18 protein-coding genes, 1 tRNA gene and 1 pseudogene are annotated in these 25,493 nt (G+C 42.9%); 11 read left to right on the forward strand and 9 right to left on the reverse strand.

All coding sequences use genetic code 11. The features are described 5' to 3' along the window. Window positions 1-13: 13 nt before the first annotated feature. From AB5935_RS07565 to AB5935_RS07585, 5 genes are all read right to left on the reverse strand, one after another. Window positions 14-2,119, reverse strand: a complete 2,106-nt coding sequence (locus AB5935_RS07565; protein WP_007842761.1) for a glycoside hydrolase family 127 protein — start codon at window positions 2,117-2,119, stop codon at window positions 14-16. Window positions 2,120-2,345: 226 nt separating this feature from the next. Further along, a complete protein-coding gene (locus AB5935_RS07570; RefSeq protein WP_008652541.1) occupies window positions 2,346-6,311 on the reverse strand; it encodes a family 78 glycoside hydrolase catalytic domain in 3,966 nt (1,321 codons plus the stop codon). A gap of 14 nt (window positions 6,312-6,325) precedes the next feature. Then, a complete protein-coding gene (locus AB5935_RS07575; protein ID WP_038612228.1) occupies window positions 6,326-7,795 on the reverse strand; it encodes a glycoside hydrolase family 140 protein in 1,470 nt (489 codons plus the stop codon). 196 nt (window positions 7,796-7,991) lie between these two features. Further along, complete coding sequence (locus AB5935_RS07580) at window positions 7,992-9,188, reverse strand: glycoside hydrolase family 105 protein (RefSeq protein ID WP_007837938.1); 1,197 nt, start codon at window positions 9,186-9,188, stop codon at window positions 7,992-7,994. A 48-nt stretch (window positions 9,189-9,236) separates the two neighbouring features. Next, window positions 9,237-11,681, reverse strand: coding sequence for a glycosyl hydrolase family 95 catalytic domain-containing protein (locus tag AB5935_RS07585; protein ID WP_368327383.1), 2,445 nt, complete (start codon window positions 11,679-11,681; stop codon window positions 9,237-9,239). Between the two features lie 165 nt (window positions 11,682-11,846). Between AB5935_RS07585 and eno the strand changes: the two genes are divergently transcribed. Next, a complete protein-coding gene (gene eno / locus AB5935_RS07590; protein WP_007837936.1) occupies window positions 11,847-13,142 on the forward strand; it encodes a phosphopyruvate hydratase in 1,296 nt (431 codons plus the stop codon). Between the two features lie 84 nt (window positions 13,143-13,226). On the opposite strand, the pseudogene AB5935_RS07595 reads toward eno, so the two are convergent. The 3 genes and pseudogenes from AB5935_RS07595 to AB5935_RS07605 form a co-directional block, all read right to left on the reverse strand. Further along, window positions 13,227-13,549, reverse strand: a pseudogene (locus AB5935_RS07595) (PD-(D/E)XK nuclease domain-containing protein); the annotation flags it as partial. Further along, a complete protein-coding gene (locus AB5935_RS07600) occupies window positions 13,545-15,980 on the reverse strand; it encodes a helicase-related protein (protein WP_038609141.1) in 2,436 nt (811 codons plus the stop codon). The pseudogene AB5935_RS07595 and the gene AB5935_RS07600, both read right to left, overlap by 5 nt. A 109-nt stretch (window positions 15,981-16,089) precedes the next feature. Continuing rightward, a tRNA-Thr gene (locus tag AB5935_RS07605) sits at window positions 16,090-16,163 on the reverse strand. A 257-nt stretch (window positions 16,164-16,420) separates the two neighbouring features. Between AB5935_RS07605 and AB5935_RS07610 the strand changes: the two genes are divergently transcribed. From AB5935_RS07610 to AB5935_RS07635, 6 genes are read left to right on the forward strand one after another with little or no spacing between them, the layout of a single operon-like run. Next, window positions 16,421-16,954 carry a DUF4199 domain-containing protein gene (locus AB5935_RS07610; RefSeq protein WP_007837933.1) on the forward strand — a complete coding sequence of 178 codons (534 nt, stop codon included), beginning with the start codon at window positions 16,421-16,423 and terminating at the stop codon, window positions 16,952-16,954. Between the two features lie 3 nt (window positions 16,955-16,957). After that, complete coding sequence (locus AB5935_RS07615) at window positions 16,958-17,911, forward strand: glycosyltransferase family 2 protein (protein WP_007837929.1); 954 nt, start codon at window positions 16,958-16,960, stop codon at window positions 17,909-17,911. Between the two features lies 1 nt (window position 17,912). Next, window positions 17,913-18,461, forward strand: coding sequence for a DUF6452 family protein (locus AB5935_RS07620; protein ID WP_007837928.1), 549 nt, complete (start codon window positions 17,913-17,915; stop codon window positions 18,459-18,461). Beyond that, window positions 18,409-19,110: a DUF6048 family protein gene (locus AB5935_RS07625; RefSeq protein ID WP_008673082.1), complete on the forward strand. Its 702-nt coding sequence runs from the start codon at window positions 18,409-18,411 to the stop codon at window positions 19,108-19,110. Before AB5935_RS07620 ends, AB5935_RS07625 begins: the two co-directional genes overlap by 53 nt. 3 nt (window positions 19,111-19,113) lie before the next feature. Further along, window positions 19,114-19,686, forward strand: coding sequence for a manganese efflux pump MntP family protein (locus AB5935_RS07630; protein WP_008673084.1), 573 nt, complete (start codon window positions 19,114-19,116; stop codon window positions 19,684-19,686). A 13-nt stretch (window positions 19,687-19,699) separates the two neighbouring features. Then, on the forward strand, window positions 19,700-20,716 hold the full coding sequence (locus AB5935_RS07635) for an FAD:protein FMN transferase (protein WP_038609138.1): 1,017 nt from the start codon (window positions 19,700-19,702) through the stop codon (window positions 20,714-20,716). A 158-nt stretch (window positions 20,717-20,874) separates the two neighbouring features. On the opposite strand, the gene AB5935_RS07640 is transcribed toward AB5935_RS07635, so the two are convergent. Further along, window positions 20,875-21,477, reverse strand: a complete 603-nt coding sequence (locus AB5935_RS07640) for a MarC family protein (RefSeq protein WP_005844726.1) — start codon at window positions 21,475-21,477, stop codon at window positions 20,875-20,877. Between the two features lie 186 nt (window positions 21,478-21,663). On the opposite strand from AB5935_RS07640, the gene AB5935_RS07645 reads away from it, so the two are divergent. From AB5935_RS07645 to AB5935_RS07660, 4 genes are all read left to right on the forward strand, one after another. Then, window positions 21,664-22,341 (forward strand): Crp/Fnr family transcriptional regulator, encoded by a 678-nt coding sequence (locus tag AB5935_RS07645; RefSeq protein ID WP_038609135.1) that lies wholly within the window; start codon window positions 21,664-21,666, stop codon window positions 22,339-22,341. A gap of 157 nt (window positions 22,342-22,498) precedes the next feature. After that, window positions 22,499-24,541 (forward strand): M3 family metallopeptidase, encoded by a 2,043-nt coding sequence (locus tag AB5935_RS07650; protein WP_007845144.1) that lies wholly within the window; start codon window positions 22,499-22,501, stop codon window positions 24,539-24,541. A gap of 13 nt (window positions 24,542-24,554) precedes the next feature. Further along, window positions 24,555-25,049: a DUF4847 family protein gene (locus AB5935_RS07655; RefSeq protein ID WP_007837920.1), complete on the forward strand. Its 495-nt coding sequence runs from the start codon at window positions 24,555-24,557 to the stop codon at window positions 25,047-25,049. 4 nt (window positions 25,050-25,053) lie between these two features. Further along, entirely contained in the window at window positions 25,054-25,488 is a 435-nt protein-coding gene (locus AB5935_RS07660) for a deoxycytidylate deaminase (RefSeq protein ID WP_005844718.1), read from the forward strand. Window positions 25,489-25,493 lie beyond the last annotated feature (5 nt).

Consider the following 25,493-nt stretch of genomic DNA (forward strand, 5'->3'; position numbering starts at 1 on the left):
TAGGAGTAAGTGGTTAGTGATTAGTCCGCGCCAAAGGCATCCATACCGTCATTTCAGCCTTTCCGCGATTTCCCCATGCATAATAAGGAATCAGACGGATATTGACCGGTTTGTCGGCCTTTCCTACCTCGCGGTACAATGTATCTTTCCACGATACCTCATCAACCAGACGGGCAGTACCATCCAACGCGACAATCGGACTGCCTTCAATGATTATTTTTTTCGGGGTCAACCGGATATCGGCAGGTATCAGCACATTATCTATCTTATGTCCGCCTTCTATATCCATACTTTCCAAACAATATACCAACGGGCCACGTTTTACCACTACCTGGTTACGGATTTCTTCGGCCAACGGATTTGCTTCCAGCAATTTTACAGGCATATCCATCACCCATTCCACACAGTCCCCTTTCTTCCAGATGCGGTTTACCTCAGCGTATGTATTCGCTTTCCAAGTTCCTTGCACCGGTTCACCATTTACCTTCAAAGTTGCTTTCTCGCACCAGTCCGGAACACGGAGGAACAAAGAGAATGCTTTCTTTTTTGATGGTTTCGGAGCTTCGGTAACAGTCAGCTTCACAGCACCTTCCCACGGATACTCCGTTTCTTGCATCAGCCCGATCTTTCCCACTTCCTTCAAAGCTGTCGTCAGTGTATTCGCTCCATATAAATTGCAATATACCGCATTCGGAGTCACCGTATAAGCATAGTTCTGGGCTTGACAAACGGTGCGCAGCGTATTAGGCGGACAACAGAAGCAACTGATATACTCGGTACGTTCTTTAGGCCAGCGAAGTGTGTATGGCAAATCCGCACTGATGCGCAACGGGTTGGTATAGAAATATTTCTTTCCATCCAGACTGACACCACTCAACACACTGTTATAGAGGGCAGTTTCCACAATATCCGCATATTTGGCATCGCCCGTCACTTCCAGCATACGCCAGTTGAAAAGCATATTGCCGATATTGGCGCAGGTCTCGTTATGCGCCGTACTATTAGGCAACTGATAAGGACGGCCATAGCTTTGGTGTACTTTCTGAATACTGTCCGGTTCATAGCAGGTACCATCCGGCGAAGTACCGTCATACAGCGCACCGCACGCTCCTGTAACATACATCTTGCGGGTCACAATGTCTTTCCAGATGCTGGTCAGGTTTTTCATCAGTTGGTCTTCTCCTGTTTCGGCATACACATCGGTCACACCGGCATACAGGTAATTGGAACGCACGGCATGTCCCATCGCATTGTATTGCTGACGGAACGGAATACGGTCCTGATTATCATCGGTGCCATTTTCCACCATTCCACGGATATCAATCAGATTCTTGGAAAGTTCCAGATAACGGGGATTCCCTGTAGCACGGTACATTTCCACCACGCCCATATAATGGGAGGGACAAATAGCATTTCTTGCCAGTTCCGCAGAAGCGGTTTCATAAAAATGACAGAGGAAGTCCGTCGCTTTTACGGCAGCATCGAATAAAGTAGTCTTTCCGGTGGCACGGCGATGAATAATACCTGCCATCATCAGATGTCCCAAATTGTAGGTTTCAAAATTCAGACGATTGGCAAATGCACCTTTCTCGTCCTCACCGCCTACTTTGGTACCAATTACCGTCTGTTGCTGTTTTTCCGAATGAGTGTCAATCCCCTTATTCTTTTCCTCAATGATGACAGGGGTATGAATGTAACCGTCCGCACGCTGGGCTTTCACCACATGTTCAATGAAGTGGTCCATCAGTTTATCCAATTCGGGATCTTTCGTGACGGCATACACGGAAGCCACTCCCTCCATCCATTTATACATATCACCATCATGAAAGGGAGGTCCCCAATGTTCGCCTTCGCAAACACCGGCAGCTATTTCAAAGTTACGGAAACCATGCGAAACATCGGGATTGTTCCATGTATCCCACATACTTTGCAAGGAGGTATGGCTATATACATTGAAACGGTCGCCCCAAAAGCCATCTGTCCAATGCACAGCACCTAATTCCGTATTGGCCATCTTGGCAAAACGACTTTGGCTCATATCCGTCAGCCCGCCCGATTGGGCAAATGCTCCCGTAGTTACTCCGGAAGCCAGTAAAAGTAGTAGTCTAATGCTCTTCATAATAATCTGTCACTTATTCTTTTCTTTATAAAGAGAGGACGATAATAAGAAACGTTTGTACTCTATTTATAATTATTTCATATTCTGTATCTTTAGAAAGAGCTTTCATTGGCAGATAATGAAAGTCTGTTTTCAAAAAACGGGTTTCTGATTTTTATTTCAGACACCCGTTTTTTTCAAGTTCTCCAATACTTTCTATCAAAGAACTCCTTTATCCACAATCGTATTATTTCAGTTTGCTCAAATCCAACTCTTTATAAGCCACACGCTGACGGCGCCAGGTATATACGGCATGGAGTTTGCCATCCTTGCCCTGAATGATGGACGGATAAGAATATTGGCTGATAGGGCTGTCTTCCAATGTCATTACATTCTTCCAGTGAATACCATCATCCGAAACCGCCACACACAACGGTGTACGCGGCCCTTTCGGAGTGCCCGGCAATGTACTGAAATCATTATAAATCAATACGTGACGACCATCTTTCATTGTTACGGCATCCGTACCCGAATTATTATTGGGAACATCAAGCAAGGTAACTTTACTCCATGTTTCACCGTTGTCACTGCTCCATGAAGTAGCAATCTGTGCGTTACGTGTACGGCAAAGCACCTGCAAACGCCCATCCTTATGACGCAAAATGCTGGGCTGGATAGCATAAATAGGCTTCTCGCCTTCTCCTTTTATGGCTTCACCGCCTTCCTGATCGTCTACATTGGCTGCATTTGCCTTACGCAAAGCAGTAGGCACACTCATTTCCGCCTCTACAGGACCTACCATCTTCCAAGTCTTTCCTTTATCATCCGAAATTTCAAAATGGATACGCCATCCTCCATCACCTTCTGTACTGGAAGGACAAATAATACGGCCATCCACATACTCCGGCTTATTTTTAATAGGACCTAAGAAACCTTTTGGCAACGGTTCACGTTGGCTCCAAGTTTTTCCACCATCTTTAGAACGTACCAGCCAACCACTCCAATCGGCTACTTTCAATCCTATTTTATAGAACAGGATTAAATCTCCGCCGGGTATTTGGAAAAGCACAGGATTCCAACAAGCCTTGCGGCGTGCCCGGGACTTATCCCCTTTAAACGTAGAAGCCACGGGGCCGGCATCCGCCGGAGTGGATTCTGCTGTAATGCCCGCCAAAACAGCTTGCGGATCATCCAGACTAAACACCCCGTCGGCAGCCAGATAAGGTGCGCTCCATTCCGTCGCACCCTTCGGCTTGCGACATACCCAGATACAACAATCCGGATTACGCTCTTTAGTACCTCCAAAGAAAGAAGCTACCAGGTCTCCGTTCTTCAATTCCACAATAGTAGCGCCATGACATTCGGGAAAAGAAGCTTGCTCGTATAAAAACTGATCTTCCACGATACCTGCACGGTTTTTACCTAAAGATGGATCCATACTAACCGAAAAATGATAGTTTCCCGAAGGAACACTCCATACGGTAGAGTTGCCTTCCCGACGTACAAAGGTAACGTCCTTATCCTTTACCGCCTTCTCGTCCAAGGTAGGAAGATAAACCAATGCAGTAGTATTACAAGGAATCGTGATATCCCATTCCAGATGCGTAAGAGTTTTCTTCCAATTACTAATCATCTTACCATATAAAGTGTTGTGCGAAGCTTTGACATAACTCAACTCTTGGATGGAAAAATCCGGTTTAAAGATGATTTGTTTGTAAGCGGGCTGTGCCGGATTAAATCCGGCTAAATCACGGAAATACCAAGTCAATAGATCACCCAATATCATCACATGGTTACAACTGTTCATCCAACGATTGGCGGTATCACCGTTCCACAATTCCCAAATGGCAGTAGCTCCCTTTTCTATCATATAGCCATAACTGGGATAAGTTTTGTTGCTTGCCAACAAGAAAGCAACATCGCCACGCCCCATACGGGTAAGCTCACGCATCATCCAATTCATACCTATCACCCCACTGCTGATGTGACCTTTATTCCGGGTAATAATGCCTGTTATTACATTTTTTTCCACTTCTTCCCTATAGGCTTCAGGCACCATATCGAAAGCCAGTGGCAGGATATTAGCCGTCACTGTATTGTTACCATAGAATATGCTGTCGGGATAAAGAACATGGGGCATTTGTACCGGAGAAGTTCCCTTCTTAACTGTAAGGAAACGGGCATTGAAGCAGTCTTTAATTTTTGCTGCATCCTTCTCGAATTCCTTCGCCTCATCTTCCAAACCTTGCAAACGGGCGAACTTGGCCAGCATTTGCGATACCTTATAATAGTAGGCTGTAGCAATCAGCGCTCCATCCGTCTTGCGGGCAGGGTCCTGACTGTGAATCAATTCCGGTGATTCGGGAGGCATACACCAGTCACCGTATTTATCGGCGTTAATCACTCCATCCTCTGTAGTGAACTCACTGCGTATATGGTGCATCCATTTCTTGATAGCGGCATAATTTTTACGAATAGGTTCGATATTGCCGAACTGTTCATAAACCATATCACAGATTACCGGAAATGTGGATGACCACGTCATTTCCGATGTATAATAATTGTAATAAGCCGGACAAATATCAGGAATACAACCGTCTTCACGCTGCGCTTCACGGATGTCATCCGCCCATTTGGCATAGGTGTTTCCATTATTGAACATGAAACTTTCCCCCCACGTTCCCATAGCATGGTCGCCAAGCCAGGGCTGGCGCTCGTCACGCTGGGGACAATCCAAAGGCACTCCTTTATAATTACTGGAAATCCCCCACCAGGCATTCCGATAAACCCGATTCATGATATCATTGGAACATTCGAAAGTACCGTTATCTTCCAAGTCATCATATACTACTTCAGCAACCAAATCTTCCGCTTTCAGATTTTTATAACCTGTCACTTCTACATATTGGAATCCATGATAAGAAAAACGAGAACTCCAGGAAGTGTTGTTTTCTTTACCGTTGCAGATATAATAATCCGTACTCTGGCTATGGCGGAGATTTTCCACATCCAGTTCCGTACCGTCATTCTTTACCCGTTCGGCATAACGTATGCAAATCGTATCTCCCGCAGCGGCTTTCGCTATGTTAATACGCACCCATCCTGCCATATTCTGACCGAAATCAATCATATAACGGTTACCATATTGCTTGAAGACAGCCGGCTTCAGCGTTTTCATCACTTTCATGTTGGGAGCGGTATTGCCACGAAGTGTACCGTACGGCAATGAAACACGTTGCGCTTTCAGCCATTTGGAATCATCATAACCGGGCTGTGTCCAGTTTCCCAATTCCATACGGGCATCGTAAATTTCACCATCGTATTCATTATTGCTACGTATAGGCCCTTGAGCCGTCAAACGCCATTTCTCATCACTGTTGATGCGCTGTATACTGCCGTCGGTATATTCTATAATCAGATTCAAACGTAACTTGGGGTAACCAAAAGTAGGAATCTTATAAGGTTTGTAATTTTGACGCATAGTGTAGAAACGTCCGTTGCCCAGGGTCACTCCGATGGCATTGTCGGCATTTCCTCCGGCAACCTGTTTAGTGACATCAAAAGAATTGTAAAGCACAGTACGACGATAATCACTTGGAGCCGGCGCCAATACCTGATCACCTATCCGCTGACCGTTAATGAACAGTTCGTACATTCCCAAACCACACAAATGAAGGGTAGCATACTTTATCTCCTTGGCTTGCGTTTTAAATTCCGTGCGTAAATAACGAGAGCTCAAACGGCTGTGTGAATCTTCCCGATCCCATGCAAACGCAGCGTCCCAACCTATCCATCGTCCTCCCCAATGAATCTCACCTAAAGGTCCCATCCCCCATCGGGCAGGCTCGCTCCATTCTGTCTCACCTCGATTGGTATAGCTTCTCACTTTCCAGTAAACACGCTGATTGCTTTTCAAACGCTTCCCTTGATAAGGAATCCATACGGACGCATCGGATTCCACTTTTCCGGAATCCCACAAATCCCCTTTATCCTGTGCTAAAAGTTCAGGAGAAGAGGCAACCAAAATCCGGTAGGCGGTCTGCATCACATTTCTTTGAGAAGATTCCAGCCGCCAGCTCATACGAGGGACAGCAGTATCCAGCCCCATGGGATCTACCATCTGCTCGGTACGCAGGCCGGTAACCGAAACATCCGCTGCTTTCAACCACAACGGAAGTGCCAAAAGAATGATTAATAATACTTGTTTTTTCATGATATGCATATTTCTTACTTATTCCATTTCTGTATGGCATCCGGCAAGGCTGTCCAAGCTTTCTGCACATAATCCTTCGCAGAATCCACAACAATCAGAACCTGATCATTGCCGCTCAGATAACCGCTATCATGCTGGAAAGGAGTGACTTTACTGTCAAACTCACCGATATATTCCAACTTACCGTCCTTCGCGCTATACCACCATGCATTCTTTTTCGCACCGCTGATTTTGCTCAAATCGATCTGCATAGGACGTCCTGAGTAATTGTAAACCAGCAAATAGTCATTTCCACGGGTAGCGATGGCACGGTCATAGCGTTCGCCGTTAGTTCCTGCAATCACACTCTGATCGGGCACACGTTCAAAGAAAGGAAAAGTCAGCATCAAGTTCTTCAGATATTTCATCTGATTGAAACCGGGGTCTTCCAAAGCATCCCACCATGCTTTCTTACGTCCGTCGGCACCGAAAGAGGCTCCATATCCGGGACGGATAAATTGCATGATATCATTATGACCGTATGAGTGCCCGAATGATCCGGCGAATACCGACCAATAGGCATAACGACGCACATCGTGCTGATTCCAACGGGTTTCATTGGGATCATGCAGTCCCTGTGGAATGTCTTCATAAATAGGTTCATCATCAATTACCGGTTTCAACGGAGTCTTTGCCTGACTGGCTTCCACAAAACGCCAGTTATCTTCTTCCGTATTCTCTTCGATAGGATAGTCACCATCACCATTACGCTGCCCGTAACGACGGTGTCCGCTTTGGAACATATTGAAATCCAGCCATTCGCGGTCATTAAACCAAGTAGCCGACGTGGTACGTCCACGCGGATGGAAAGTCATCAGATGACCTTTGTCTATGCTACGGATACTGTTTGCCAACGCATCCCATACCTCCGTCTTATTATCACCACGGATATCCCCTCCTATCATCCAAATAATATTCGGCTCATCCTTGTAACGTTCCGCAAGAAATTTACCGTATGCCACGGCTTCTTTTTCATTCATCAACCCTTGTTCCACGGGAGTTCCCCAAATACATACCATCCCTATATAGATGCCCCGTGAAGCAGCACTTTTAATAATATAGTCCATGTGGTCCCAATATCCATAAATCCCTTTGCGGTTGATATCCTTGAAATTAAAACCGTCTATCATGGAATACTGACCGTAAATATTCATGGAAGGCACACCGTTCAATACCTGCACCTGCACCATGTTATATCCGGCATCCTTGCACTTATTCAGATAGTAAGAAACCTCGTCACGATTCAAGCGTTGCGGCATCAGCCATCCAGTTTCACCCAACCAGAAGAAAGGTACTCCATTTTCATGCTTCAGGTAGCGTCCCTCCTCGGACACCACCAGTTTGCCATTCTTCCAGGGAATATACGTTTTCGCTTTCTGCGCCGGCAAGGAAGTAGAGTAACATAGCAATAAAGCCAATAAGGAAAGTAATGCGTGTCTGTTCATCATTGTATTTTCAAATTCGTTTATTAATTAATTAACAATCTCTAAACAAGAGCTTTTATCAAAACAACAAGGTGTTAAAAAAAGGTCCTTATGTTTTTTAAAAAAGGCGGTTATCTTTTTTAAAAAGCTCTTGATCTTATGAGAAAAGATGAAGACTTTTTTGACAAATGTCCTCATCTTTCTCAGATTATTCCTACTACTTCATTTTCTCATATTCAATAGCCGCCAAAATAAAGGAACCTACTGACTTCGGATCATTCTCTATTACCGGCTCACCTATATAATAAGCAAAACTTCCATCCCGGTTTCCTTTACCGCCTAATCCGGCAACAGCACAACAGTTGGTAATAGTGTACGAACCATCAGGTTCTTCTTTAATGAATTGTTTGATCAGGCCATTAAAACCACGTTCTGCAGCCATCTTATATTCCGAAGAAATATATCCTTTATTCACTGCTTTACACAAGAAATACACAAAAAGCGATGAAGCAGAAGATTCCAAATAGTTTCCTTTACGGTTATTTTGGTCAGTCACCTGCCACCATACCCCTGTTTCAGGATCTTGATATTTTACAATACCTTCGGCCAACATATTTATGATCGTCATTATACTGTCACGTCCTTCGAACTGCGCCGGCATATAATCCAATACATCCACCACGGCAGCGGCATACCAGCCTATACTGCGGCTCCAGAAATTGGGTGAGCATCCGGTTTCCTTATTTGCCCAATTTTGTGTCTTGCTCTCATCCCAACCATGATAAAACAAACCGGTTTTAGGATCATACGTTTTACGGGCAATCAGCTTTATTTGATTCACAATATCGGCATTGACCGTAGTATCCTTGAATACGTTACCATATTGAGCCAAATAAGGAGAAGCCATGAATATACCATCCAGCCACATTTGATGCGGATATATCAGTTTGTGCCAGAAGCCACCTTCACTGGTACGGGGCTGTTCGGTCAGTTGTTTACGAAGAGTATCCATCGCCACCTTATAACGCCCGTCTCCCGTCTTTTCATAAAAATCGAATAAAATCTTTCCGGCATTGATATTATCAATATTAAAAGAAAGATATTTCATGGTCTTTATCTTACCGTCAGTGTCTATCAGACTGTCTGCATATATTTTTGCATAATTATAATAGGCTGTGTCACCGGTGTGTTTCCATTCCTCCAACATGGATTTCACCACCAGTCCGTGCGTATAGCCCCAACGAGGCTTTTTCGCTTTTTCTATCATCCAAGGCTCAGGGAAACGTTGCATTTCCGACTGAGCCATACGTTCGCTCCATTTGATTTCTTCGGTCTGTTTAGGAGTGGCAGTACATGCACACATTCCACCTACCAGCAACAATGAGCAAATAATGTTTAATCCTGTTCTTTTCATATTTCTTCTTTTTACTATTTTTCATCCTTACAATCAGTGCAAGAATCATCACTTACCTAAGAATATATATTCTTCACCTGCTTTGGTTTCCAGATCATAAAGATAAGTTTTTTTCAACTCAACTTTATTCAATTTCGCTTCTTTATTTATAATCGGTTGCAAGATTTCGGGTATGGCATACAATTTATTCGGATTCTCCCCTTTTGCCTTTCTCAGCCCTTTGCCTGCCAGCGGATTTAAAGAACGCAAACGACAGTTCCCCCCATTACGGGATTTCACCACCAACCGGCTCACTTTACCATTCTTCCAACTCAAATCCAATTCAAAACCTCCACGAGCTATAATCCCGTTCACGCTTCCTTCTTTCCATTGCGCCGGCAATGCGGGAAGTAAATAAATAAAACCATCGTGGCTCTGCATCAGCATTTCTACGATACCCGCTGTACAACCAAAATTACCGTCAATCTGAAAAGGTGGATGGACATCAAACAAATTAGGATAAGTTCCTCCTTTTTTCTTCTCGTTACGTACGAGAGTCAACTGATCGGTTATCAGTTTATAAGCATGATCACCATCCAACAGACGAGCCCACAAACATACCTTCCATCCCATACTCCATCCGGTAGACGGATCGCCACGATGGATCAGCGAAGTACGTGCCGCATCAAACAATTCGGGAGTACGGTAAGGAGAAATCTGATTACTGGGGAACAAACCATAAAGGTGTGATACATGACGGTGCACATCCTGCGGATTGTCCCAATCTGTCATCCATTCCTGCAATTGCCCCCAACGTCCTATCTGCATGGGTGCCATTTCCTTTAAACGCTGTTCCAAATGGGTGGCAAATTCAGCATCCGTACCCAATAATCGGGCGGTAGTGATTATCTGATTCCATAAATCGAATATCAGTTGGTTATCCAAAGTACACCCGGCAGCCGTAGTCGCTTTTCCATTACTGCCCGCATGAGTATTCTCCGGAGAATTGCTCGGGCATACCACCAACCAGTTATGTAACGGTTCCTTCACCATTATTTCATCAAAAAACTTACCGGCTTCTTTCATGATAGGATAAGCCGAACGGAGAAACTCCATATCGCCTGTATAAAGATAACGTTCCCACAAATGACGGCACAGCCAAGCTCCACCCGTAGGCCATAATCCCGACGGAGCCTTGTCTATAGCTCCGGTAACACGCCATATATCCGTATTGTGATGCAATACCCAACCATCCGCCCCATACATAATCTTTGCTGACTCACGCCCTGTTTCACTCACTTCACGAATCAGCTGTATCAAAGGCTCGTGCAATTCGCTAAGATTCGTCACTTCGGCCGGCCAATAGTTCATTTCAACATTGATATTACAAGTATATTTACTATCCCAGGAAGGAAATAATTTATCATTCCAAATGCCTTGCAAATTAGCAGGCTGCCCACCCGGCTGTGAAGAACAAATCAACAGATAGCGGCCGAAACGGAAATAAGTAGCTACCAGAAAATCATCCTTCGTTTCCTTGAAATTCTGCACACGCATATCAGTGGTTACCCCTGCATATTTGTCTATACCTAAATCCAAAGAGACACGGTCCATATATTGCTTGAAAAAATCAACATGTGCCTTACGTGATGTCACATAATCCTTACTTACAGCCCGGCGCAGATAGTTCTTCGCACGCTCCACTTGGTTACCTGTTATATCCTTATAATTAGTAAAGTTGGTAGCAATGGAAATATAAATCACAGCCTCATCCGCCCCTTCTATACTCAAGACTCCGTCACGACAAGCCTGGGTCCCTCCTTGACTACGTGCAGTCATACGTCCCTGAAATTCGACTTTCCCTTTTAGCCCCTCATGCCAAGAAGATACGCCCGAAAGGGTAACCTCCTCCCCTTCCGTCGAGACCATCACATCCTGATGCGGAGTAGTAAGATTGGCATTACAAGTAATCTTTCCGGGTTGGCTGGCAGTAAGACGCACCATAACTACCTGATCAGCAAACGAAGTCAATGTTTCACGCTGATAAGTCACCCCGTCCACCTTATAACGTACAATGGTACGAGCTGAGTCCAGGCTCAGTTCCCTATAGTAATCGGAATAACGTGTATGCCCCGGAAAAGAAATATGCAGATCGCCAAACGATTGATAGGGCATACCACTATTGGTTTTCGCCATTATTTTCTCAGTAGCCAATGTTTGTGCTTCAAGATATTTTCCTTCGAACACCAACTGGCGCACTTTGGGAATATATTCCAACGCATTGGGATTAGCATTATTATTGGGACGTCCTGCCCAAATAGTTTCTTCATTCAACTGGATATGCTCCACACCGGGATTGCCGAATACCATCGCTCCCAACCGCCCGTTACCCAGCGGAAGTGCTTCAGTCCAAACTTGAGCGGGTTCATCATACCACAGTTTATATTCTTGTGCGGCAGCCTGCAAGTAAGAACTTGCCCATAACAGCCCCCCCACTATCCATTTTATTTTCATATTGATCTCTAGCTTTTATTAAAGGGAGACGAAAAATAAAGACGGATGTACTCTATGGAAAGAAATAAAAAAGTAAATATCATGAAAAAACTTTCCCTAGTACCTCAACAAATCCGGCTTCTCTATTGTTATTAAAATAAAACCATCTTATAAAATTAGAACTATATGAAAATAGCAGAGATTAAAGGAAGAGAGATTTTGGACTCACGTGGTAATCCCACTGTGGAAGTGGATGTTATATTGGAATCAGGGATTATGGGCCGTGCCTCTGTCCCATCGGGTGCGTCAACCGGTGAACATGAGGCTTTGGAATTACGTGATGGCGACAAGACCCGTTACGGAGGCAAAGGCGTATTAAAAGCTGTAGAAAATATAAATACTCTTATCGCTCCGGCATTGAAAGGAATGGACTCTATGGACCAACGTGGTATTGACAAAGCCATGCTTGATCTGGATGGAACTCCAACTAAATCAAAACTGGGCGCAAATGCTATTTTGGGCGTATCCCTAGCCGTGGCAAAAGCTGCAGCCAATTATTTGGATATTCCTCTTTACAGATATATTGGCGGAACAAACACCTATATCATGCCTGTTCCAATGATGAATATCATTAATGGAGGCTCACACAGCGATGCCCCTATCGCTTTTCAAGAATTTATGATTCGTCCTGTCGGTGCTAAAACATTCCGTGAGGCCTTGCGGATGGGCGCAGAAGTATTCCATGCTTTAAAAGAGGTATTGAAAAAACGCGGACTAAGTACAGCCGTAGGAGACGAAGGTGGTTTTGCCCCTGCATTGGATGGCACCGAAGATGCTTTGAATTGTATCCTTGCCGCTATCGAAGCTGCCGGATATGAACCGTTTAAACATATCACCATCGGCTTGGATTGTGCTTCTTCCGAATTTTATCATGACGGCATCTATGACTATACCAAGTTTGAAGGCCCAAAAGGGGAAAAGCGCAGTGCCGCCGAACAGGTTGCTTATCTGGAAAAATTGAGTTGGGACTACCCCATTGATTCGATAGAGGATGGTATGGCAGAAAACGACTGGGAAGGATGGCGCATGCTGACCGAGCGTCTGGGCAATCGCTGCCAGCTGGTAGGTGATGACCTGTTCGTTACCAATGTGAAGTTCCTGGAAAAAGGAATCAGTGAAGGTTGTGCAAACTCTATCCTAGTAAAAGTAAATCAGATCGGTTCGCTGACCGAAACTCTGGATGCTATTGAGATGGCTCAACGTAACGGCTATACCACTGTGACCAGCCACCGTTCCGGTGAAACGGAAGATGCTACCATTGCGGACATCGCCGTAGCCACCAATAGCGGACAGATTAAAACCGGTTCACTGAGCCGTAGCGACCGTATGGCGAAATACAACCAGTTGCTCCGCATTGAAGAAGAATTGGGCAACCGTGCCGTATATGGATATAAAAAAATAGCACGCAATTTTAAAGCGTAAGCGGTTTGTATCCCCAATTCCATAAACGAAGAATGCCTCAAGACGGATCGTGATGATTCCGGCTTGAGGCATATTTTTGCACTATTATTTAATCACAACAGGGTTACAATGTTTTTCCTCCCATTCCTCCACCGTCATGGTTTCCGATGAAAAACTGATACCAATTCCCGTAACTTTGCACGTATCTGTCAGATAAGGCTTAGCATATCCTTTGTCCTCTATCTGCTGTAAAGCTTCAGCAGCCGTACTATCCAGTTTAAGCTCAAATATATATACATAATCCTTTGTTTCCAATATACAGTCCACTCTTCCTCTTGCCCGAGTTTTTTCCACATGCAATTGACAATATAGCTTTCTGCCGCCTCAGCTGTCTTTATCGAGCCGTGAAAATCATACGGTATTTCAGACCTTACACAGCCGGCATTCCACAACACAAGAATATTTTTCTTTCAATCCCTCCAAATTCATCCCCGTAAAATAATCCTCTATAAACTCCCATCGCTGCTCGTCACTTAACTTCGTATTGCCAAAGAACAGCCGGAACAACTCTATCTGTTCCTGGAATATTTTCTCATTATTCTCTAGCACACGATTCTGATAGCTCCCCGAGGTAGCTTCCTTTTTCAATATCTCCGCATCATGGACACGCACTCCAACGGAAGGAACCCCTCCCTCTACGGTAAAGTCCACCACATTGAGCATAGACAGCAAGTTGAGCAGCATATTGAGATCGGAGAACGGAGTGACATAGAACAACAGCCGGCCTCCTTTCTTCCCTGTAATACGCTGGGCACACAACTTCTGGTAACGGGACAATAACAAATCAAAACCACGGGTAACGGTAAACATCAGTTTGTCTTCATCTTTCTTCTTGGCACTGGTGATGTAACTCACACTTCTGCCCTCCTCTACCCTGGACTCCAGTAAAGAAGTGATAAAACGCTTGGCAGAAGGAACATCCATATCGTACGCCGCAAAAATACTACGCAAATCGTCCTCCTCGAACTTTCCTTTATTACCATACAGACTCACCGTCAGTAAGTCTTTCAAACTCTTCAAGAGACTTGCCAGCTTAAAGCAGATATCCGCTGCACTCTCTTTTAACAAGACATCATGCTTCCCCACAACAGCCGCACGAACTCCCTCAAAGAGATTTCCATTGTATAAATCGCGCTTAAACTCACGATACCCCATCTCCGAGAAACAATTTTCCCACAAAGATTCAAAAGCCACCTTATAGACTCCTTCAACCCCTTCCACGGGAACCATATACTGCTTGTATTTTTTACGGAAAGCGGCATCACCCGTCTTTTCCTGTACATAGCCATCGGCAAACAGAGTCTGTGAATTGATTTCAACAGGAGAACCGCCATGCCGGAAACTCAGATCCTCTTCTATCCATAACAAAGCCGTCTTGATGACTTGCTCCAAATCCGATTCATATTCCAGCTTGTTCTTTTTACGAGGCAGCCTCACTGCAAATTCAAAATCGGATAAAGACATCTGCATTTCATCACTACAGCCTTTCATCAGATATATTTCCCATACTTTCTTCAGAATCATCCCCAACTGTTCCTGGGAGATGGCACCTGCAGAATGCAGGCGTTTCATATAATAAAAGTCGCGTTCATTAAAGTCCGTCGCTGCCACACCAGAAATGTTCTTATCACGGGCTGCACGGCCAATCTCCTGAATATAATCGACAAAGGTACCGGATGGAGCCACATGATACACACGGTCAATATCGCTGATATCCACCCCCATGCCAAAAGCTTTCGTAGCAACGATTATTTTTTTCTCACCCTCCTTAAAAGCTTGTATAATTTCGGCTTTTTGCTCTTTATCCTTTTTACCATAATAAGATGCCACCCAATGCCAGTTAGCCGGATACACCCAAGTCTTCAGTTTCATATCTATACCTCCGGCAAAAGGATAATAAATAATAGTCTTATGCCCGTCCAGAAAATCCTCCACCCGGGCGGCAACAGTACGTTGCTTGGCCTTATCGTAGGTCTCTCCCTCCTCTATGGTCATGGCGGTAATGTCAAAGCCAATATTTTCACGCTTCACCGTGCCCACATACAAGGCACACGGAGCAAGATGCAACGACCGGATGGTATCAAAAATCATATCGTTCCCACCTTTGGGATTCCACACAGCAGTGGCTGTCAATGCAAAAACAGGGAATACATATCCCAACGCATTCTTTAAAGCTTCCAGATGACGCCCTAGAAACCAATAATCCACCCGGAACTCTTTACCCCAAGTAGTCACGGTATGAGCCTCGTCAACTACTACCAATCCAATGCGGCGTTCACCTACGAAATAACTAATATCATACGCCAACAATAATTCAGGGGAAAGATAAAAAAGATCAACCTCCCCGTCACGGACACGACGATATACTTCGTTCTTTTGTTCAGGTGAAAGATCGGACGAAGCATACGCCACACGTTCATATCCTAACTCCTGCAACGCCTCAACCTGATCCACTATCAATGCTTTCAGCGGAGAAACCACAAGAGTAAGAAGCTTATATTCATTACCCAGATAAATGGCAGGGAGCTGAAACAACAATGATTTTCCAGCTCCGGTCGGAGCAGTCAGGAGCAAATTATGAACAGACGAATCACCCTTGATCCCTTTTTCAGCTTCCATGATGACTTCCTCAATTAATTGCCCTTGAGACAATTGCAATTTTTCCTTACCTTTGAACAAGTCATCATAAACTTCTAAATTACGGAAATCTTCATATCCGTACACTTCCTGCAAAAGAACCTTTACCGCTTCACGGCATTTAGACGGCAATACTCTTGCCGCAATCTGTGACTCTATCATACAAAAGAACTCTTAAATAACGGTTGTACCAACCTTAAAACTAATATCAGCGCAAATATAATAAAAAAGCGAGAAGAATGAAGATTTCTTCGTCCTTCTCGCTTTTCTGAGCCTCTTGTCGGATTCGAACCAACGACCCCGAGATTACAAATCACGTGCTCTGGCCAACTGAGCTAAAGAGGCGGGTGGGTAAGCTTACTATATCGCGCCGCTACAACCAACTACCTTTGCTGCGATCAAGCCCTGGAGGATTCATCAGGAGCTGGCCGTATAGGACTTACCCATTTTTGTTTTGCGAGTGCAAAGGTAGACATTATTTTCAAAACTACAATACTTTCGAATACTTTTTTTTGATTTTAGCAGAAAAAATACATTTTTCACCCATAACTATAGGACGGATTCCCGTAAAAGAAGTACTTTTGTGCACTTATTAATAAAGAATGACGAATTATAAACCGACTTTGCAGGAATGCGCCATGCGCTATGGTACGGGCATGGGTCTTTTATGGGCCTTCAAATTCATGCTCTTCCCACTAGGATTGAGAATACCTTTCCTACAATTACTTTTTATAGTCTTAACTATAGGAGTACCCTTTTTAGGATACATATTTGCCAAAAAGTTCAGAGAACGGCATTGTGGCGGAAGCATCACTTTTTCACGTGCGTTTCTATTCACTACCTTTATGTATATGTTCGCCTCTCTATTTGTAGCGGTAGTGCATTACATCTACTTCCGCTATATAGATGGCGGGTTCGTATTCGAGGCATACCGCTCCATCTTAAATCAGTTCAAAGAAACTGCCGGACCCGAACTGACAACCTCACTAAACCAATTTGAAGAAGCGATAGATTTACTGTCGGGACTTACCCCGCTGGAAATGACATTTCAACTGATATCACAAAATATGTTTTACGGGATGCTAATGGCTATCCCTACGGCATTGATCGTGATGCGTAAAAAGAAAAATGAATAAAAGATGGATATATCTGTAGTTATTCCTTTGTATAACGAAGAAGAATCTTTGCCGGAACTATTCGCATGGATTCAACGTGTAATGGATGCCAACCACTTCAACTATGAAGTTATTTTTGTCAATGACGGCAGCACCGACCACTCCTGGCAAGTGATTGAGAAACTACGCTCGGAATCGGACAACGTAAAAGGTATTAAATTCCGCCGGAACTACGGCAAGTCCCCTGCTTTGTATTGTGGTTTTGAAAAGGCGCAAGGTGATGTGGTGATTACAATGGATGCCGACTTGCAGGACAGCCCGGACGAAATACCGGAATTATACAGAATGATTACAGAAGACGGCTACGACTTAGTATCAGGATACAAGCAAAAACGCTATGACCCGTTATCAAAAACCATTCCGACCAAACTATTCAACGCCACAGCACGTGCCGTCTCAGGCATCAAGAATCTGCATGACTTTAACTGCGGACTAAAAGCTTATCGTCGTGATGTTGTAAAGAACATCGAAGTATACGGTGAAATGCACCGCTATATCCCCTATCTGGCAAAGAATGCAGGTTTTCCTAAGATAGCCGAGAAAGTAGTACACCATCAGGCACGGAAATTCGGTAAAACAAAATTTGGCGGATTAAACCGTTTCTTCAATGGTTATCTAGACCTCATCACTCTGTGGTTTTTATCCAAATTCGGTATCAAGCCGATGCACTTCTTCGGGTTTATGGGATCATTGATGTTTATTCTTGGTTTCATTTCCGTCATTATCATCGGAGCAAACAAACTATATGCCTTGTCACATGGTTTACCTTATATATTAATTACTGATTCTCCTTACTTCTATCTGGCCCTAACTTTGATGATTTTGGGAACCCAACTGTTTCTGGCAGGATTCATAGGAGAACTGATAGCCCGGAATGCTCCTGAACGCAATAATTATAAAATAGAGAAAGAGTTTTAAAATGAAGAGACTACCAGCCATTATCTTATTGCTCCTGATTACCGTAAGCACCTTGATGCAAAGCTGTGGGGAAAGCGATTGTCCGCTTACCACCAATTCCTTTGCCCATTTCGACTTTCTGGATGCAGAAACACACCAAGCTGTGAAATTCAGTCCAGCTTTTGACGTCACTGGATTTATCACTACCGATGTGATTGTACGTGACACACTGGAAGATGGAACTATTAAGGAAACTGTAGTAAAAGACTCATTGATGAATGACACGATATTCAATAAAGCGGAAAGCAGTATGAGCCTGCCTTTGAGTTATACATCAAAAACTACCTACGTATTGCATTATACGGAAAAGATGCGTGACACCATCATACTCATTCACCAGAATATCCCCTACTTGCAGAATATAGAATGTGGCACCATGATGTTTTATAAAGTGGAAGACATTAAATACACCACTTATAACTTAAAATCTATCGAGACTGTAAATCCGGACATCAATAATGAAGAAAAAAAGAATTTCAACATATATTACGTTGTTAACGCTACTGAGTAGTATGCTATTGTACAGCCCCACACTGGCGGCACAAGAAAAAAAAACAACCATAGAGGAAGAAAAGGTACCTTTCTATCAGGGAACTACTATCGGTATAGATATATTTGGCTTGGGAAGCAAAATTTTTGGAGGTGACATTACAAGTACAGAAATCAGCGTAGAGGTCAATTTGAAAAACCGTTATGTCCCCGTAGCTGAAATTGGATATGGAACCACCGACACTACTGATGACGGTACCAATATACATTATAAAGCCTCAGCTCCCTATTTCCGTATAGGTATGAACTACAACTTCTTTTTCAAGAAGCCCTATCTGCCTGGTTTTCTGTATGGAGGCATACGTTACGGATTCACCTCTTTTTCATACGATGTAGATGCTCCGACAATGAAAGACCCTACATGGGGATTTCCGGAAATCCCCTTCAGTTATGAGGGAGTTAAAACCACAGTAACCTGGGCCGAACTGCTGGCAGGAATAAAGGTAAATGTATACAAGAATTTCTATATGGGCTGGTCACTGCGCTACCGCATACGCATGAACATGAAAAAGACGGAACACACCGAGCCTTGGTATATTCCCGGTTTCGGAAAGAACAACTCGACTAACTTAGGAGTAACATACAGTTTAATATACAAATTACCATTTTAACTAATGACAACTTTAGAAATATGGCTCCTTGCCATCAGCCTTGCTATGGACTGTTTCACTGTTTCCATAACAAGCGGAATTATCATGCGTCGCATTTGCTGGCGCACTTTTTTTATTATGGCATTCTTCTTCGGTCTTTTCCAGGCCGTCATGCCGCTTATCGGTTGGTTTGCCGCCAGCCGCTTCAGCCACCTGATAGAGGATTACGACCATTGGATCGCTTTTGGGTTATTGGCATTCCTGGGAGGGCGTATGATTAAAGAGAGTTTCAGCAATGAAGACAAATGCTGCTTCGACCCCACTAAATTAAAAGTGGTTGTTACGCTGGCTATAGCAACCAGCATTGATGCGTTGGCCATCGGTATATCATTTGCTTTTGTAGGAATGAACTCTTTCACTTCCATTCTTTCTCCCATTGGCATCATCGGCTTTACCTCTTTTGTTATCTCAACATTAGGAAGTCTGATAGGTGTATTTTGCGGCAAGCGTTTCAACCTGCGCATGGAATTATGGGGAGGTTTGGTTCTGATTATTATCGGTGTTAAAATCTTAATAGAACATTTATTTCTTTCTTAACTAAAATACAGGTATGAATAAAAAAAAATTAGCATGGCAATTGCCGTTTCTAGCAATTCTGATAATAGGAACAATTATTATTCTAAAAAAGCAAGCACCTTTCCGTACGGATGAAGGCTTTGTATTCGGTACTGTATACAAAATCACCTACCAGTCCGAAGATAATCTGAAAGAAGAAATAGAAACCGAACTGAAGAAAGTGGACTACTCCCTCTCTCCTTTCAATCCGAATTCTGTAATCACCCGCGTAAACCACAATGAAAAGACAGAAGTTGACAGTTTTTTCGTACATGTATTCCATCTCGCAAAAAAAATATCCGATGAAACCCATGGAGCCTTTGATATCACTGTCGCACCTTTGGTAAATGCATGGGGATTTGGATTCAAAAAATCTACAGGAGTGGATTCACTGATAGTGGACAGCTTACGCCCAATGATAGGATATCAAAAAATAGACTTACAGAACAACCGGATAATAAAAAAAGACCCTCGTATAATGCTGGATTGCAGCGCTATCGCCAAGGGATTCGGAGTAGATGCAGTAGCAAGGCTATTAGAACGTAAAGGGATAAAAAACTACATGGTAGACATCGGTGGTGAAGTAGTGGTAAGAGGCAAAAATTCCAAAATGAACGCTTGGCGTATCGGCATAAACAAACCTGTAGATGACTCCTTGTCAGTAAACCAGGAGTTACAGACTGTACTTGCCATTAGTGACGTAGGTATGGCGACATCAGGAAATTATCGTAATTTCTATTACAAAGGTGGAAAGAAATATGCACATACCATAGACCCACGCACCGGATACCCAGTACAACATAGCATCCTGTCATCCACTGTCATTGCAAAAGATTGCGCCAGTGCCGATGCATACGCTACTGCTTTCATGGTGATGGGACTGGACTCAGCCAAAGCTTTTTGTGAAGCACATCCTGAACTGGATGCCTATTTTATCTGCTCGGGCGAAGGGGATAAATATGAAACTTATTTTACAAATGGGATGAAGAAATTTATCGCCAGCGAGAAATAGACATCAAAGAGGCGCATCAAAACATCGAACAACTATCATTCAAATGGAATGATACCGGAACTCACCACAGATTAATATCAATTTAACACAAAGCAGTTGGTTTCCAATAAAATATCTATGGTGAGTTCCGACATTATTATCTGCAAAGAAACAGCATATTACTGAGCTTTCTGAAACTGTTCTATCAACAAAGTCAGATTAGCCGTAAATAAACGCGCTGATATTGCTAACAAAATGATTCCGAAAAACTTACGAATAACATAAATTCCACCTTTACCCAAGAAACGTTCGATACGATCTGTCAACTTCAACACCACATAAACCCAAACCATATTCAATATCAAGGCTACAACAATGTTTACAGGAGCATACTCCGAACGAAGGGAAAGTAACGTAGTAAACGCCCCCGCACCTGCCAATAACGGAAAGACCAAGGGGACTAAAGTCGCTTCCTTGATAGGACCTTGATTCTTGAATATTTCGATATCCAAAATCATTTCCAAAGACATGAGAAAAATAACAAAAGCACCCGCCACGGCAAACGAAGCGATATCTACCTGAAATAACTTCAGCATCATATCTCCTGCATAAAAGAAACCTATCAATAAAGCAAAAGAAATGCCGGTAGCTTTATTAGCATTGACATTTCTCCCTTTCTGCTTAAGGTTCAATATAATAGGAATAGATCCGATAATATCAATGACAGCAAAAAGTACGATAAACGCACTTAAAAATTCTTGAAAATCAAATGATCCAAACATAAACTCCTCCTTTTTTGAATGCAAATATATTTATTTTTTATACAGCCCGCAAGTATTCTGCTTTTAAACATTAGGAGACGGTAAGAAACAATAAAAAAAATAAAAGTTCTCCCACCTATAAATAATAAATCTCGTTTTATCGTTACCTTTGTGTGTTAAACTATAACTTAACGAACATTAGAACTTATGGAAATAACAATGTATGATACACTTTTACAACTTCCTCTCTTCCAGGGATTATGTAAAAATGACTTCACCAATATCATAGGTAAGGTAAAGCTACATTTTCGTAAATACAACGCCGATGATATCATTGTGGAACAAGGAGCACCTTGCACTCAATTAATCTTTCTCTTAAATGGGGAGATAACCTCCCAAGCAACCGATAACCAACATTCATACTCCTTATTTGAAACTTTTGGAAGTCCTTTCGTTATAGAGCCCTATTCATTATTCGGCATGCAGACCAACTATACAGCGACTTACAAAGCACGTACAAATATTAACATAGTTACCATAGATAAGTTATTTGTATTAAATGAACTGAACAACTACGAAATCTTCCGCCTTAATTATTTAAATATTCTGAGTAATAGGGCACAAGTGGCATACGAAAAATTATGGAACAGCCACATAGGTAATACAGAAGAAAAAATACTGAATTTTTTAGTACTGCGTTCCATGAAGCCCGAAGGGAAAAAAATTCTTAAAATCAAAATGGAAGATTTGGCGAGTTTGATTGATGAGACACGAATCAATGTGTCAAAAGTACTGAATGATTTACAGGAACAGAGATTGGTACAACTTAGCAGAAAAGCAATCTCCATTCCGGCATTGGAAAAACTGACCGAAAAGAATAAATAATCAGGTAAAACCTCATAAAGATGAAAAGCACAGGCATTTCTGCTTGTGCTTTTTTATTTTTAACCTAACTATTTAATATACTTTGTTAAATAAGTAAATAGAATGAGGATAGTGATACTTTTTTTTAGCAAATTTGTAAGTCAAATAAAATAGTGCCATGACTGAAAATAAAAATCCATTTTTAAAACCCTATAACACTCCTCATGACACGGCTCCGTTCCATCTTATCAAGATAGAACATTATGAACCTGCCTTGTTGGAAGGAATGAAAGAACAAAATGAGGAAATTGATGCAATTGTCAATAATCCCGAAGCACCGACTTTCCAAAACACCATTGTTGCTCTGGAAAATTCGGGTGCGTTGCTAGACCGCGTAACTACTGTTTTCGGCAATTTGATGAGTGCCGAGACTAGTGACGAGATGCAGGAATTGGCAGAAAAAATGATGCCCTTACTGTCTGAACACAGCAACAACATCAGTTTGAATGAAAAACTGTTTGCCCGCATAAAAGCTGTATACGAGCAGAAAGACCAGTTGCAACTGAAAGGTGAAGACGCCCAACTGCTGCAAAAAACATACGACAGTTTTGTAAGAAGCGGTGCCAATCTGACCGGTGAGGCAAAAGAAAAGTTCCGCCAACTGAATACTGAATTAAGCATATTAACCTTACGTTTTTCTCAGAATCTGTTGAAAGAAACGAATAACTACGAATTGGCATTGACGAAAAAACAATTGGAAGGATTACCCGAAAGTTCATTGGAAAGTTATGCTCAAACAGCAAAGGACAAGGGAAAAGAAGGCAGCATCATTACATTGGATGCTCCCAGTTTTGTTCCTTTCATGAAATATTGTGACGACCGTTCACTGCGCAGAGAAGTCTATATGGCTTATAATACCCAATGTACACACAATAACGACTACAACAATGTGGACATCATCAAGCAATTGGTAAACATTCGCATGGAACTGGCTCATTTACTAGGCTTCTCCACTTTTGCCGAGTATAAACTGAAAAAGCGCATGGCCGAAACAAGTGATGCCGTATACAAATTGCTCAACCAATTATTGGAAGCCTACACCCCTGCCGCCCTAAAGGAAGTAGCAGAAGTAGAAGCATTGGCACGCGAAATGGAAGGCAATGATTTCCAGCTGATGCCATGGGATTGGGCCTATTATTCAGAAAAACTGAAAAATAAGAAATTCAATCTGAATGAAGAAGAGTTGCGTCCTTATTTTGAGCTTAGCCAAGTAGAGAAAGGCGTATTCGGTCTGGCTACCCGTCTGTATGGCATCACATTTAAAGAAAATAAAGAAATTCCGGTCTATCATCCCGATGTAAAAGCTTATGAAGTATTTGACAAAGACGGAAGTTTCCTGGCTGTACTTTATACAGATTTCCACCCCCGTGCCGGAAAACGTTCAGGTGCATGGATGACCAGCTATAAGGAACAGTGGATAGAAAACGGAGTCAACAGCCGCCCCCACGTATCCGTTACCATGAACTTCACCAAGCCATCAGCTGGAAAACCGGCATTGTTGACTTTCTCGGAAGTAAATACTTTTTTACACGAATTCGGACACGCCTTGCACGGAATGTTTGCCAATACCACTTATTCAACCATGAGTGGTACCAGCGTATACTGGGATTTTGTGGAGCTTCCATCACAAATTATGGAAAATTTCGCCACTGAAAAAGAATTTCTCAATACATTCGCCAGACATTATCAGACGGGAGAACCCATTCCTGCCGAACTGATTCAAAAAATTGTAGATGCATCCAATTTTAATGTGGCCTACGCCTGCCTACGTCAAATAAGTTTCGGCTTACTGGATATGGCATGGTACACCCGCCAGGAAACATTTGACGGAGATGTCCGCGCTTATGAAAAAGAAGCATGGAAAAAAGCGCAAATACTGCCCGGAGTAGAAGATACCTGCATGTCCGTACAGTTCTCACATATCATGGCGGGGGGATATTCTGCCGGATACTACAGTTATAAATGGGCGGAAGTACTGGATGCGGATGCCTTCTCCTTATTCAAGGAAAAAGGAATCTTCAACCAGGAAGTCGCTGCTTCTTTCCGGGAGAATATTCTCTCGAAAGGAGGAACGGAACATCCGATGGCCCTTTACAAACGCTTCCGTGGACAAGAACCCAGTATCCATGCCTTGCTGAAAAGAAATGGAATAATCAACTAAAAAACTAAACAATATGAAACTAAAGTCTATTCTTTATATACTGATGCTACTCCCCTTCTTATGGAGTTGCAACAATGAAGACGATGTAGAGGAAATCTTTGCAAGCGGCACATGGCATGTAGTGGATTTCTATGGTAAAGCCAATTGGGACAAACGGAACGGAGAGCCCAAATACAATGCAATGGCACACAACCCGGATAAGACTATCGCAGCCGAAGGAAGAAAAGCCTTGGATATCATTCATGGTTTCAACATTACTTTCAAAGCGGATGGCACTTTTACAGGAAGCATACAAAACGGAACCATTGAAGGCACATGGCAAGCGGATGGAAAAGACCGGACAGTAAACATAAATTTTACCAAGACTCCATCTTCAACAAGCTATAATAACGAGTTCATAGAAGCATTGAATAATGCAATATTTTATCAAGGTGACAGCAATGTTTTATTGCTAGCTCCCGAAGGGAAAAAAACTTATATTCAATTTGCACATAATAAGCAAGACTGAAATAATGGAAACGAAAGAAGAAAAACAACTCAAACTCGACAAACGATACATCCGCATGGCTAGTATTTGGGCGGAAAATTCATACTGTGAACGCCGTCAGGTAGGAGCATTAATCGTAAAAGACAAGATGATCATCTCCGACGGATATAATGGAACTCCTGCAGGATTCGAAAATGTATGCGAAGATGACAACGGAGTCACCAAGCCTTACGTGCTACACGCCGAAGCGAATGCTATCACCAAAATAGCACGAAGCAACAACAGCAGTGACGGAGCAACCATGTACGTCACCGCATCTCCTTGCATAGAATGTGCCAAACTCATCATCCAAGCAGGAATCAAACGTGTAGTTTACTCAGAAAAATACCGTTTGGAAGACGGGCTTGATTTATTGAAACGCGCAAATATTGAAGTAATCTATATCAATCCCAATGAATAATAGCA

It is taken from the genome of Phocaeicola sp. RTP21198st1_B8_RTP21198_201120, from assembly GCF_040929485.1.
Taxonomy (GTDB): domain Bacteria; phylum Bacteroidota; class Bacteroidia; order Bacteroidales; family Bacteroidaceae; genus Phocaeicola; species Phocaeicola dorei.